The following is a 13,057-nucleotide window of genomic DNA, read 5'->3' as shown; positions in this document are numbered from 1 at the left end:
ATGCCGTATATTTCGGCCTCGATCATCATGCAGCTGTTGCAGGCGGCGGTGCCGACGCTGGAGACCTTGAAGAAAGAGGGCGCGTCCGGCCAGCAGAAGCTGACGCAATACACGCGGTATCTGACCGTGTTCATCGCGCTGGCGCAATCCTACGGCATCGCGATCGGGCTTGAACATATCACCTCCTCGGTGGGTCCGGCGGTGATCGAGCCGGGTGGGTTCTTTCTGGTCACCACGGTGATCACGCTGACCGGCGGGACGGTGTTTCTGATGTGGATCGGCGAGCAGATCACCTCACGTGGGATCGGCAACGGCTCCAGCCTGATCATTTTCTCGGGCATCGTCTCGGCGTTTCCGGGGGCGATCGCGAGCGTGCTGCAATTGGGGGCCACGGGCGGCTTGTCGACCGGGTTCGTGATCGGGTTTTTCATCATGGCGCTGGTGGTGGTGGCGTTCGTGGTGTTCATGGAGCGGGCGCAGCGGCGGGTGCTGATCCAGTATCCGAAACGTCAGGTCGGTAACCGGATGTTCGGCGGCGATTCGTCGCATCTGCCGATGAAAGTGAACACCTCGGGCGTGATTCCGCCGATTTTCGCAAGTTCGCTGCTGTTGATTCCGGCGACGATCGTGGGGTTCAGTCATGGCACCGGGCCGGCGTGGTTGCAGTTCATGGCGCGGCAGCTCTCGAACGGGCAGCCGGGCTACATGATTCTTTATGCCGGGCTGATCATCTTTTTCTCCTATTTCTACACGGCGGTGGTGTTCAACCCCGAGGAGACCGCCGATAATCTGAAGAAATACGGTGGGTTCGTGCCGGGAATCCGGCCGGGCGCCAATACCGCGAAGTATTTTGATACGGTGCTGACCCGGCTGACCACGATCGGCGCGGGGTATCTGGTGATCGTGTGTCTCATTCCGCAATTTCTGATCGGCCAGTTCGATCTGGCGGCGGGTTATTATTTTGGTGGCACATCGCTGCTGATTGTGGTTTCAGTAACGATGGACACGGTGGCGCAAATCCAGTCACACTTGCTGGCGCATCAATATGAAGGCCTGATCAGAAAAGGCCGCGGAAGGACACGGACACGATGAACATCATTCTCTTGGGCCCACCCGGGGCCGGAAAAGGAACTCAGGCAAAAATTTTGCAGGAGCGCTATCATATCGGGCAGATTGCGACGGGTGACATGCTGCGCGCAGAGGTCAAGGCAGGTAGCGAACTCGGCAAGGTTGCCAAGGCGATCATGGAGGCCGGCGAACTCGTGCCAGACGATTTGATCATCACGATGTTGCGTCATCGCCTGGCGCAACCCGATTGCCAGCATGGTTTCATCCTCGACGGGTTCCCCCGCACCGTGCCGCAGGCGGAAGCACTTGATGCGATGCTAGCAAGCCAGAAACAGGATCTGCGGGCCGTTATTCTGCTCAAGGTCGATGAGGATGTGCTGGTCGATCGGATCGCAGGACGGTTTTCCTGCGCCAAATGCGGCGCCAGCTACCATGATGTAATGCATCCGACAATCAAGGCTGGAATATGTGACAAATGTGGTGCGACTGAGTTTGTTCATCGTCCGGATGACAATCCGACGACGGTCAAACAGCGGTTCACCGCCTATAACAACCAGACCGCCCCTATCGTTCCGTATTATCAGGGCAAACACATCTACTACGAAGTTGATGGCATGGCCGACATGAATGACGTTACGGCTGCCATCGAAGCGGCGCTCCGTAAGGCAGGCGTGGCGGCTCCAAGCGCCGCCGCGGCGGATTGAGAAATTAGCGGTTTGGAATGACATCACAAGAAATTGATGTCCTTCGATTGACTCTCGTCCCCCGCGGCTTTAGAGACTTGTCGGAACGGTGCTCCCTGGCGGAGCGCCGTACTTTTGTTAAGATGAAGACAGTTAAAGCTGGGCGTCACCTTTCGTGAATCGGGCTTTGCGATCTTCATCTTCAATGTATTGATTTCAATCCGCATCCGCGGAGATCAAGGAGCAGCTTCGTGGCGCGAATTGCCGGCGTAAACATCCCATCAAACAAGCGTGTGCTGATAAGCCTGCGTTATATTTACGGTATCGGGCCAACCAAAGCTCGTGACATTTGCACGACGCTGAATATCAGTGACGATAAACGAGTGAACCAATTGTCCGACGATGAGATCGGCAAGATTCGCGAATTGATCGATAAAGATTTTCGGGTAGAGGGTGATCTCCGTCGCGAAGTCGCGATGAACATCAAGCGCTTGGTCGATTTGGGCTGTTACCGCGGCCTTCGGCATCGCAAGGGTTTGCCGGTGCGCGGTCAGCGGACCCATACCAATGCGCGTACCCGCAAGGGTAAGGCGGTGGCGATCGCCGGAAAAAAGAAGGTCACGAAGTAACTCGTCGGGTCTTTTCGTTGATGAAGCGGCCCGCTCCACCGGTATCGGAAGCAGTGGGCCAAAATAGAGACAGGATTTTTTTATGGCCAAACCAGCCGCAGCGCGTCCTCGTCGCAAGGAACGCAAGAACATCAGCTCGGGCGTCGCACACGTGCTCGCGAGCTTTAATAATACGATGGTGACAATCACCGATGCCCAAGGGAATGCGATTTCTTGGTCATCGGCCGGCAGTCAGGGTTTCAAGGGCAGCCGCAAGTCGACGCCCTACGCCGCACAGGTCGCCGCCGAGGATGCCGGGCGCAAAGCCCGCGAGCACGGAATGGAGACGCTCGAGATCGAAGTTAGCGGTCCGGGTTCCGGGCGTGAGAGTGCATTGCGCGCACTTCAGACTGTCGGATTTTCAATCACTGCGATCCGCGATTTGACGCCGATTCCGCATAATGGCTGTCGCGCGCGCAAGCGCCGCCGGGTGTAGGGCAGTCAGACGTCCCGCGATTGGGGTTGCGTGCGTGGCGGACGATGCGTTTTTGGAAGGTGAAGGCGAAAGTGGCGCCTGGCCGGAGGATTTGATGGTGAAAGATACGAATTTGGCGATGCAGCGGAACTGGCAGTCGCTGCGCAAACCAGAGAAACTCGATGTCGAGCCTGGTGCCGATGATATTCGGATGGCGACGATTATTGCTGAACCTTTAGAGCGCGGGTTTGGCATCACCTTGGGCAACGCCTTGCGCCGCATTCTTCTCTCGTCGCTGCATGGCGCTGCTGTGACCGCGGTGCGCATTGATGGTGTGCTCCATGAGTTCTCATCGATTGCTGGTGTTCGCGAGGACGTGACCGATATTGTGCTGAACATCAAGCAGATTGCGGTGCGCATGCATGGTGATGGTCCGAAGCGCATGACGCTTTCGGCCAAGGGTCCGTGCGAGGTTACCGCAGCTATGATTCAGACCGGCCACGACATCGAGGTGATGAATCCCGAACTCGTTCTATGTACGCTCGACGACGGCGCGACACTCGGGATGGAGTTCACCGTTGATTCGGGGCGCGGTTATGTCGCGGCGTCGGCCAACCGGCCGGAAGACGCACCGATCGGTTTGATCCCGGTCGATTCGATCTATTCACCGGTGCGTAAAGTGTCGTATCGCGTCGAGCCCACGCGCGTCGGGCAAGTTACCGACTATGATCGCCTCATCATCTCGATTGAGACTAACGGCGCGGTGACCCCGGAGGATGCGGTCGCGTTGGCCGCTCGTATCCTGCAGGATCAGCTGGGTATGTTCGTTAATTTTGAGGAGCCGCAACGGTTGCGCTCCGAGGAACCGCGACCGGAGCTGCCGTTCAACCCAAATCTGCTGCGTAAGGTCGACGAATTAGAGCTTTCGGTCCGCTCCGCAAACTGCCTGAAAAACGATAACATCGTCTATATCGGCGATCTGGTGCAGAAATCTGAGCAGGAAATGCTGCGCACGCCGAATTTCGGCCGCAAGTCACTCAATGAAATCAAGGAAGTGCTCACCGCCATGGGGCTCGGCCTCGGCATGTTGGTGCCGGACTGGCCACCTGAGAATATCGAAGATCTGGTCAAGCGTTCCGACCAGCCGTTCTGAACCTCTATTTTTCTGTTCTGGAGTAACCCCTATGCGTCACGGAATTGCTGGACGTAAGCTTGGCGTCACCTCGTCCCACCGTGCGGCGATGTTTCGCAACATGGCGGTCGCGCTGCTCAAGCACGAGCAGATTACAACCACCCTGCCGAAGGCCAAAGAATTGGCACCGGTGGCTGATCGGTTGATCACTCTCGGAAAGCGCGGCGGGCTACACGCGCGCCGTCAGGCTCATGCGGTATTGCGAGACGAGGTAATCGTCTCCAAGCTTTTTGCGGCCTTGGCGGATCGGTATAAGGAACGCCACGGCGGTTATACCCGTGTCTTGAAGGCGGGCATGCGCTATGGCGATGCGGCGGATATGGCGGTGATTGAACTGGTTGATCGTGATCTAGCCGCTAAGGGTCTAGACAGCGGTCCGAAACCGGACGTCAAGGACGATGAGGATGATGCGGCTCAGGCCGCTTGAACATTCACGACGTTGTGACCAACGAAGAGGCGTGATCGCGGTCACGCCTTTTTTGTTGTAATTTTCACGCAGCCGGATATTCTCCGATGCATGAAAATAGTTGGTTTAATGCTTCTGCCATTATTGGTTTTCCTCGCATCCTGCTCCGGCGGCATGGGATCGGAGCCATTGACGGCGGCGCAAGCTCAGTCAGATAATCAGACGTTTTTGTCGGGTCTATCGCCCGCGTCGCGTCAGACGGCCCTGTTCTGTCAAGCGCAATTCCAGCAGAAACTGGGCGGCACGGTTTATGTTGTATCGGCGCCCAGTATGCAAAGCAGCGATATCACCGCAAATGCGACCACCAATGCGATGACCGATGGCTTGCTCGTGGTATACGACCGGGTCGATAACGGCGCGGTGACATCCGCCGCACGCCGATGCCAGTTGAAATCGAATAACCTCGTCGTTCGGCCCTCTCACGGGACCTGAGGGTAACGCCTCAGATGGCGAGGCGGTTGCCATATCTGGCATATTTAGAGCGATACGCGATTATGTTGCCGCTGCCGCGTCAACTTTATCGCATATCGCTCTAGGTGATGCCGAGTTTCCCGTGGCAATACTTGAATTTCTTGCCGGATCCGCATGGACAGGGAGCATTCCGCGGTGTCGCGGCCCAGGTTTCGGGCCGCGCAGGATCAATTGGTTCGACCTTGAAATTGGTCATCGGAGCCGGTGCGAGGGCGGTGACGGCACGGCTGTCGTCGAGGGTAAGATCATTGCCATAAAGGACAGAATCAGGGCTGTTTTCATACATTGCCATGGGGTCGAACACCGGGCTGTTGCTGGAAGGGTCAACACCCAGTTCAACATGGGCCAACGCGGTTGAAACTTGTTCCTTGAGGTCTTCGAGCATTACGCCGAATAATGCGAAGGCTTCGGATTTATATTCGTTCAACGGATCACGCTGGCCATAGGCCCGTAGGCCGATACCCTGGCGCAAATGATCGAGAGCGAGAAGATGCTCTTTCCAAAGGTGATCCAATGTTTGCAGCAGGATCGATTTTTCCAGGAACCGCATGAAGTCCAGACCGAAACTGCTGGCTTTGGCGTCCATATGGGCATCGACGGCCTCGGTGATGCGTTCGCGCAGATGGACTTCGTCGATCCCTTCCTCGGCAGCCCAGTCTGCGATCGGTAGGCTGAGGCCGAAGATACGCTGAACGTCCTCGGCGAGTTCTGCACTTTCCCATTGTTCAGCATAGGCTTTGGTCGGGATCCGGCGTTCGACGATTTCGGCGATGGTATCAGCGCGCATATCCGCGATCACGTCGGCCACGCTGTCCGCGCGCATGAATTCGCGGCGCTGGGCATAGACCTCCTTGCGCTGGTTGTTCATTACGTCATCGTATTTGAGCAGGTTCTTGCGCGTGTCAAAGTTGCGGGCTTCGACTTTCTTTTGGGCTTTCTCGAGAGCCTTGTTGATCCAGGGATGGATGATCGCTTCGCCATCCTTGAGGCCGAGTTTTTGCAGCATCGGGCCCATGCGATCGGAGCCAAAAATCCGCATCAGGTCGTCATCCAGCGAGAGGAAGAAGCGCGAGGCGCCAGGATCACCTTGTCGGCCGGAACGGCCGCGCAACTGGTTATCGACCCGACGGCTCTCATGGCGCTCGGTACCGATGACGAACAAGCCACCCGCGGCTTTGACCTGTTCGTGCGCGGCATCGATTTCGGTGCGGATTTCGGCTTCACGCGCCGCACGTTCAACCGGACCGAGGCCATCGAGCGCGGCTTTCAGCCGCATCTCGAGGTTGCCACCAAGTTTGATGTCGGTGCCGCGACCGGCCATGTTGGTCGCGATGGTCACCGCGCCGGGCGCGCCAGCATCAGCAACGATGCTCGCTTCCTGTTCGTGGAAACGCGCGTTCAGCACCGAATGAGCAATACCCATGCTCTTGAGAAGGCTGGAAATCACTTCGGATTTCTCGATCGAGGTGGTCCCGACAAGAACGGGTTGGTCGCGGGACCGGCATTCCTCAATCAAGCGGGCAACGGCCTGATATTTTTCGCCCTCGCTGCGATAGACCTCATCGTCGCTGTCCTTGCGCGACACCGGTACATTGGTCGGAATTTCGACAACAAGGAGCTTGTAGATCTCCTCAAACTCATCGGCTTCGGTCAGGGCTGTGCCGGTCATGCCGGATAATTTCGGATAGAGGCGGAAGTAGTTCTGGAAGGTGATCGAGGCGAGGGTCTGGTTCTCGCGTTCGACCGTAACGTGTTCTTTGGCTTCCAGCGCCTGATGCAGGCCATCCGAATAGCGCCGACCGTCCATCATGCGGCCTGTAAACTCATCAATGATAATGACTTGGCCGTTTTTGACGATATAATCGACGTCCCGGGTGAACAGCGTGTGCGCCCGCAGGCTCTGCTGGACGTGATGGACCAGCGAAACGTTGAACACGTCGTATAGATTGCCCTCAGTGAGCAGACCGGCATCCTTGAGCATTTCTTCGACACGCTCAGTACCCGCCTCCGTGAGGTTAACAGTCTTGAATTTTTCATCCTTATCGAAATGCGCGGGATCCTGGGCCAGAACTTTAACGATGACATCGACCTGAGCATAAAGTTCGGTTGGTTCGTCCGAGGGGCCAGAGATGATCAGCGGGGTGCGCGCTTCATCGATCAAGATGCTGTCGACTTCATCGACAATGGCGTAGTTAAAATCGCGCTGCACCATGTCGGCGAGGGAATATTTCATATTGTCGCGAAGATAATCAAAGCCAAACTCATTGTTGGTGCCGTAGGTGATATCCGAGGCATAGGCGGCGCGCCGAGCCTCATCCTCGATACCGGGGACGATGACACCAACTGAAAGACCGAGGAAGTTGTAGAGACGCCCCATCCATTCCGCATCGCGGCGAGCCAGATAGTCATTGACCGTGACGACATGAACACCCTTGCCGGACAGCGCGTTCAGATAGACCGGCAAGGTGGCGACCAGTGTCTTACCTTCACCGGTTTTCATTTCAGCGATCTTGCCGTCATGGAGCACCATGCCGCCGATTAACTGAACGTCGAAATGACGCATGCCGAGCACACGCTTGGCGCCCTCACGACACACAGCAAACGCCTCGGGCAGAAGATTGTCGAGTTTTTCTCCAGCCTCGATGCGTGACCGAAACTCATCGGTCTTGGCCTGCAACGCCAGATCGTCGAGCGCGGCAAGGCCGGGTTCGAGGGAATTGATGCTGTCGATCCGGCGGCGATATGCCTTCAGAGATCGATCGTTTGTCGTGCCGATGAGCGCGCGGGCAATGCTTGCAAACATGATGAGTCGAGGTTCCGGTCTATCCGATGTCGGTACGGCCCTGGAGCGACACCGATTGGCGCCGAGACTGCGGCCAGATCACTGACATAGGGGCGTGGACCGATCCGGTCAATCAAATCGATCGGTCATTAGAGTGTAACGCGACGGACGTCTTGCCCCACGCGAAAGCTTCATCCATGGTGCGGCGCAAATGCAAAAGGGTCAATCGTGATGAAGTGGTATGGGTTTGGATATTCAGCGGCGGCGTTCAGTGCGGTTGCGTTGTCGTTCGTGCTCGGCAGCGGCTTTGCGACGGCGGCGACCGGCGACGCATCGGGAACGGCGTCGGCCCAGCCTGGCAAGGCGTCCACCGCGGCCTCTAAGGATCCGGTCGTGGCCATCGTGAACGGATACAAAATCCATCTCTCCGATTTGGCCAAGGCCGCGCAATCACTGCCGCCGCAATTGCAGCAAGCGCCGCCGCAGGAGCTTTACCCGGTGCTGCTCAATCGGCTGGTCGATGAGCGGGCGTTGCTGATCAAGGCACGCAAGACCAACGTCGCCAAAGATCCGAAGGTGGAGCGGGCGATGCGCGAGGCCGCGAATCGGGCTCTGGAGGCGGCCTATCTACGTAAAGAAGTCAGGCCGGAACTGAGTGATGCAGCAGTGAAAGCCTATTATCAGAAACATTATGTCGGGCAAAAACAGCCCGAAGAGGTCAAGGCCCGGCAGATTCTGGTCAAAACCCAGGCCGAAGCAGAAAAGATCATCGATCAGCTCAACAAGGGTGCGAAGTTCAGCGAATTGGCTATCAAGGACAGCATCGATCCCGGGGCCAAGAACGGCGGTGAGCTGGGTTGGTTCACGAAAGATGAGATGGTCAAGCCGTTTGCCGATGCTGCCTTTGCCTTGAAGCCCGGCACCTATACCAAGACGCCGGTGCAATCGCAGTTTGGTTGGCATATCATCAAATCACAAGGCAAGCGCGAAAAACCGGCGCCGAGCTTCGATGAGGTCAAGGACAAGATCCGTCAAACCATGACCGATGCCGCCATCACCGCTGCGTTGCAGAACGCACGCGCTGGTCTGACCATCAAATTATTCAACCCCGACGGTTCACCCGCGACGCTCCCCGATGCGTCCGCTCCGAACTCAGCTCCCGCCAAGAACTGAGGCGGCCGCGATGACCAAAGCGCTGCCGGTCTCGCCGTTGGCGCTGCCATTGCCCGAATTGCCGGCTGTGGGCGGGGTGCGGTTCGCCACCGCCGCGGCGGGCATTCGGTATCAGGGGCGGACGGATGTGCTCCTTGCTGAATTCGCTCCGGGAACCACCGTTGCCGGTATGTTCACCCGCAACCGATGTCCGGGAGCGCCGGTCACCTGGTGCCGGGACAGGCTCCCGGCGGGCGAGGCGCGTGGGCTGTTGGTCAATGCCGGGAACGCGAATGTGTTCAACGGGGCGGCCGGTGAGGCAGCGGTACGCGCAACCGCTGAAGCGGCCTCGCGGGTTCTGGGTTGCCGGCCGGAGCAGATTTTTCTCGCCTCGACCGGAGTGATCGGTGAGCCAATGCCCGCGGAAAGGATCGTTGCTGTCGTCGACGACCTGGCCGCGCGTCTTTCGCCCGACGGGTGGGAACAGGCGTCCCGTGCGATTATGACAACCGATACCTTCCCCAAGGCGGCGACCCGCACGGCGTCGATCGGCGGGGTGACGGTGCGGATTTCCGGGATTGCGAAGGGCAGTGGCATGATCGCCCCGGACATGGCGACGATGCTGGCGTTCATCGTCACCGATGCCGTGATTGCAGCGCCTGTTTTGCAGGACATGCTCCGCCGGGGCGTCGAGCCCAGTTTCAATAGCATCACGGTTGATTCTGATACATCGACCTCGGATACCGTGCTCCTGTTCGCCACGGGGGCCGCGGCCAATCCCGCCACGATTGCTGCGCGCGACTTGGCGGCATTTCGTCGGGCATTATTCGAAATCCTGCATGATCTCGCGCTGATGGTGATCCGCGATGGCGAGGGTGTGCGAAAGCTGATCGAAATTGGCGTGGTGGGAGCCACCTCTGCGCGGTCGGCGCGTCGCATCGGGCTTGCGATCGCCAATTCGCCTCTAGTGAAAACCGCGGTCGCCGGTGAAGATGCGAATTGGGGGCGCATCGTCATGGCAGTTGGAAAATCCGGTGAACCGGCTGAGCGTGACAAGTTGGCCGTTGCGATTGGGGGGGTCTGGATGGCACGGGCCGGCCGTATCGTTGAAGGATACGACGAGGCGCCGGTAGTCAAGCATATGCGCGGCTCGGAGATCCGCATCGACGTCGATCTCGGGTTGGGGCGTGGACGGGCAACCGTGTGGGGATGCGATTTGACCCACGGCTATATCGACATCAACGGAAGCTATCGGAGTTAGCCGAGGGCGCCACCGAATATCGTAACGATATTATGGTGATGACCGGCGGTCAGCTGTCGTGCAAGCCTCAGACCTCACCGCAATCACCTCACACGGCACAGTCGGGCGGATGGTGGGGAACAGATTGCGAGATTGAATCCCGTTTATTGGTATGCATGCTTGCCGCTTGGCGAAGCCTTTATCGATGGATGTCAGAAAGTCGAGCGATGGCATTCAGCGCCCATCCATGTTCTGACGCTGTATCGTCGGAGGGGCTGGCCTTGAGCGGCATGGAAATCCCTCGCACTGCTCTGGCGCTCGCAGGCGCGTTCGGCCGCGGGACTTTTTCATGTCAGCCGGAATAGACCCCGCCTTGATGCTTCGTGCCGCATGGCTCAGAACGGCACCACGATGAGCAGGGGTGATGACGTGGATCTCAAGGGAAAAGTTGCGCTGGTCACCGGGTCGACCAGCGGCATTGGATTGGGCATTGCGCGCGAGCTGGCGCGGGCTGGCTCGGATATCATGCTGAACGGGCTTGGCGACCAAGCCGCGATCGAGGCGCTTCGCAGCGATATTGCCGACACCTTCGCGGTTAGGGTGGCGTTCGATCCCGCCAATCTGACGCATCCCGCGGATATTATGCGTCTGGCCGCACGATGCGAGGCAGGGTTGGGGTCGCTCGACATTCTGGTCAATAATGCCGGGATCCAGCACGTCGCCCCGATCGATCAGTTTCCAGATGCCGCATGGGAGGCGGTGATCGCACTCAATCTATCGGCGGTATTCTACGGCATGAAGGCGGCAATTCCGGGCATGAAGCGACGAGGATGGGGGCGAATCATCAACATTGCATCGGCACACGGGCTGGTGGCGAGCCGGGACAAAGTCGCCTACGTTGCGGCCAAGCATGGGGTGATCGGCGCCACAAAGGTCGCGGCTCTTGAATGTGCCAACGCCGGAATTACTGTGAATGCGATCTGTCCGGGCTGGGTCCTGACACCGCTGGTTCAGGCCCAGATTGAAGCCCGTGCCAAGGCGAACGGCACCACGGTCGAGACTGAATCCACAGCATTGTTGGCTGAAAAACAACCCATGCTCGCCTTCACGACACCGGAAAAAATCGGCGCGCTCGCGGTATTTCTGTGTTCGGAGGCGGCGTCCACAATGACCGGTGCAGCCTTGTCGATCGATGGTGGTTGGGTTGCGCAATAATCGGGGCGAGGCGTCCCGTATCGTTTTGCTGCTCAATCGGGCGGCGGCGTTGAAGCGGGAACTCGCCGACGACCCTGACTCGATTATTGCCGTGGTCGATATTTGCGAGGCGGCAATCCGGTCCGGCGGCAAGCTGCTGTTCTGCGGCAACGGGGGTTCGGCAGCAGACTCGCAGCATCTCGCCACCGAATTATTGATCAGGCTGCGTGGATCTATCGCGCGAAATTCATGGCCGGCGATCGCATTGACGCTAGACCCGGCGACTTTGACTGCGGCGGGTAATGACTTCGGGTTTGACGAGGTGTTCGCACGACCGTTGTCGGGCCTGGGACGGCCGGGAGACGTTTTGTTTGGCATTTCCACATCGGGCCGATCGAAATCGGTGTTGCGGGCATTGGAGGTCGCGCGCGGCATGGCAATCACGACGGTAGGCTTGTTGGGTGGTGATGGCGGTGCGGCGCTGGCGCTCTGCGATTATGCGCTAATCGTTCCCGATACGGAGACGGCTCGAATCCAGGAATGTCATATCACGCTCGGGCATATCATCCTTGAGTTACTTGAAGATCGGCTAACGGGGCACCGGCAATGAGAGTCATGGTTACCGGCGCTGCTGGGTTCATCGGCTACCATGTCGCGCAAGCGTTGCTCGCCCGCGGGAGTAGCGTGGTTGGTGTTGACGATCTGAACAGTTACTACGACGTCACTCTGAAGCGCGCCCGGCTCGCACGCCTCGAGACTTGGCCGGCTTTCTCGTTCCATCAACTCGACATCGCCGACCATCAAGCGCTCCGAACTGTAGCGTCGGATATTGAAGTGATCGTGCATCTCGCGGCTCAGGCCGGCGTACGCTATTCGATCGACAATCCTTTCGCTTATGCGGCGTCCAACCTGACGGGTCATTTGTCCGTGTTGGAAGTCGCGCGCCACGCGCCAAAATTCCGACATCTAATTTATGCGAGTTCGTCATCGGTTTATGGGGGCGGCTCGGCGCTCCCCTATAGCGAGGCTGCACGGGCAGACCGACCGCAGTCGCTGTACGCAGCAACGAAGCGTGCCGATGAAATGATGAGCGTCGCATATGCTCATCTGTATGGGCTCCGACAGACCGGATTACGATTTTTCACCGTCTATGGTCCGTGGGGGCGTCCCGATATGGCCTATTTCGGCTTCGCCGAGGCGATAATGGCAGGTCGGCCAATCATTCTTTACGACGGTGGCCGGCTGAAACGTGATTTCACCTTCATCGACGATATTATTGATGGTGTGATGGGGGTGATCGATCATCCTCCCGAGCCGGAATGCGCCCATCGTCTGTATAATATCGGTAACAATAAAGCCGAATTGGTTAGCGACCTGGTCTCAAAACTGGAAGCTGAATTGGGTCGGCGGGCGATTATCACCGTCGCGCCCCGCCCGGCGGCCGATCCGGTGGAAACCTGCGCAAATGTGTCGGCTCTAACCGAACTGACGGGATTCACACCGAAAACAACTCTCGATCAGGGACTTCCGCAGTTCGTGGCATGGTATCGTGAATGGTATGAGCTTAGGGGGTTGACGGCGTGAGACCGCTGTAATACATCAGTCACATCGGCGGCGGCGTCTTAGGTTTCCGCGGATGCTAAAGTTTTCGGCGGGATCAAAGGTCCCGTCGTTTTGTTCTTTGAGGTTTGTGAATAGGCTAGGAAGGGATACGTTGGTGGCGTTT

The 13,057-nt window shown here is 58.1% G+C and carries 13 protein-coding genes; 12 read left to right on the top strand and 1 reads right to left on the bottom strand.

Going from position 1 to position 13,057, the window contains the following annotated elements; genetic code table 11:
* From secY to ACP5E6_RS12645, 7 genes are all read left to right on the top strand, one after another.
* Nucleotides 1–1,092, top strand: a 1,092-nt coding sequence (gene secY / locus ACP5E6_RS12675; RefSeq protein ID WP_427954602.1) for a preprotein translocase subunit SecY, incomplete at its 5' end; no start/stop codon positions are given.
* Nucleotides 1,089–1,772 (top strand): adenylate kinase, encoded by a 684-nt coding sequence (locus ACP5E6_RS12670; protein WP_427954601.1) that lies wholly within the window; start codon nucleotides 1,089–1,091, stop codon nucleotides 1,770–1,772. The genes secY and ACP5E6_RS12670, both read left to right, overlap by 4 nt.
* 230 nt (nucleotides 1,773–2,002) lie before the next feature.
* Nucleotides 2,003–2,380, top strand: a complete 378-nt coding sequence (gene rpsM / locus ACP5E6_RS12665; RefSeq protein ID WP_427954600.1) for a 30S ribosomal protein S13 — start codon at nucleotides 2,003–2,005, stop codon at nucleotides 2,378–2,380.
* Between the two features lie 82 nt (nucleotides 2,381–2,462).
* Nucleotides 2,463–2,855 carry a 30S ribosomal protein S11 gene (rpsK, locus tag ACP5E6_RS12660; RefSeq protein WP_029312075.1) on the top strand — a complete coding sequence of 131 codons (393 nt, stop codon included), beginning with the start codon at nucleotides 2,463–2,465 and terminating at the stop codon, nucleotides 2,853–2,855.
* A gap of 112 nt (nucleotides 2,856–2,967) precedes the next feature.
* The gene (locus ACP5E6_RS12655; protein ID WP_427954603.1) at nucleotides 2,968–3,987 is read left to right on the top strand and encodes a DNA-directed RNA polymerase subunit alpha; all 1,020 of its coding nucleotides are present in this window, start codon (nucleotides 2,968–2,970) and stop codon (nucleotides 3,985–3,987) included.
* A gap of 31 nt (nucleotides 3,988–4,018) precedes the next feature.
* Complete coding sequence (gene rplQ, locus ACP5E6_RS12650; RefSeq protein WP_427954599.1) at nucleotides 4,019–4,453, top strand: 50S ribosomal protein L17; 435 nt, start codon at nucleotides 4,019–4,021, stop codon at nucleotides 4,451–4,453.
* 90 nt (nucleotides 4,454–4,543) lie between these two features.
* Nucleotides 4,544–4,924, top strand: coding sequence for a hypothetical protein (locus ACP5E6_RS12645; RefSeq protein WP_427954598.1), 381 nt, complete (start codon nucleotides 4,544–4,546; stop codon nucleotides 4,922–4,924).
* A 100-nt stretch (nucleotides 4,925–5,024) separates the two neighbouring features.
* On the opposite strand, the gene secA is transcribed toward ACP5E6_RS12645, so the two are convergent.
* Entirely contained in the window at nucleotides 5,025–7,766 is a 2,742-nt protein-coding gene (gene secA, locus ACP5E6_RS12640) for a preprotein translocase subunit SecA (RefSeq protein ID WP_427954597.1), read from the bottom strand.
* A gap of 210 nt (nucleotides 7,767–7,976) precedes the next feature.
* Between secA and ACP5E6_RS12635 the strand changes: the two genes are divergently transcribed.
* From ACP5E6_RS12635 to ACP5E6_RS12615, 5 genes are all read left to right on the top strand, one after another.
* Complete coding sequence (locus ACP5E6_RS12635) at nucleotides 7,977–8,918, top strand: peptidylprolyl isomerase (RefSeq protein WP_427954596.1); 942 nt, start codon at nucleotides 7,977–7,979, stop codon at nucleotides 8,916–8,918.
* A 10-nt stretch (nucleotides 8,919–8,928) separates the two neighbouring features.
* On the top strand, nucleotides 8,929–10,158 hold the full coding sequence (gene argJ / locus ACP5E6_RS12630) for a bifunctional glutamate N-acetyltransferase/amino-acid acetyltransferase ArgJ (RefSeq protein WP_427954595.1): 1,230 nt from the start codon (nucleotides 8,929–8,931) through the stop codon (nucleotides 10,156–10,158).
* A 408-nt stretch (nucleotides 10,159–10,566) separates the two neighbouring features.
* Nucleotides 10,567–11,352 carry a 3-hydroxybutyrate dehydrogenase gene (locus tag ACP5E6_RS12625; protein WP_427954594.1) on the top strand — a complete coding sequence of 262 codons (786 nt, stop codon included), beginning with the start codon at nucleotides 10,567–10,569 and terminating at the stop codon, nucleotides 11,350–11,352.
* Nucleotides 11,342–11,941: a D-sedoheptulose-7-phosphate isomerase gene (locus tag ACP5E6_RS12620; protein ID WP_427954593.1), complete on the top strand. Its 600-nt coding sequence runs from the start codon at nucleotides 11,342–11,344 to the stop codon at nucleotides 11,939–11,941. Before ACP5E6_RS12625 ends, ACP5E6_RS12620 begins: the two co-directional genes overlap by 11 nt.
* Nucleotides 11,938–12,915, top strand: a complete 978-nt coding sequence (locus tag ACP5E6_RS12615) for an NAD-dependent epimerase/dehydratase family protein (protein WP_427954592.1) — start codon at nucleotides 11,938–11,940, stop codon at nucleotides 12,913–12,915. The genes ACP5E6_RS12620 and ACP5E6_RS12615 overlap by 4 nt, the downstream gene beginning before the upstream one ends.
* The last annotated feature ends 142 nt before the right edge of the window (nucleotides 12,916–13,057 follow it).

It is taken from the genome of Acidiphilium sp. (genome assembly GCF_049977125.1).
Classification (GTDB): Bacteria; Pseudomonadota; Alphaproteobacteria; order Acetobacterales; family Acetobacteraceae; genus Acidiphilium.
The sequence above is the reverse complement of the archived record's forward strand: the minus strand, read 5'-3'. Positions and strand labels throughout refer to the sequence as shown.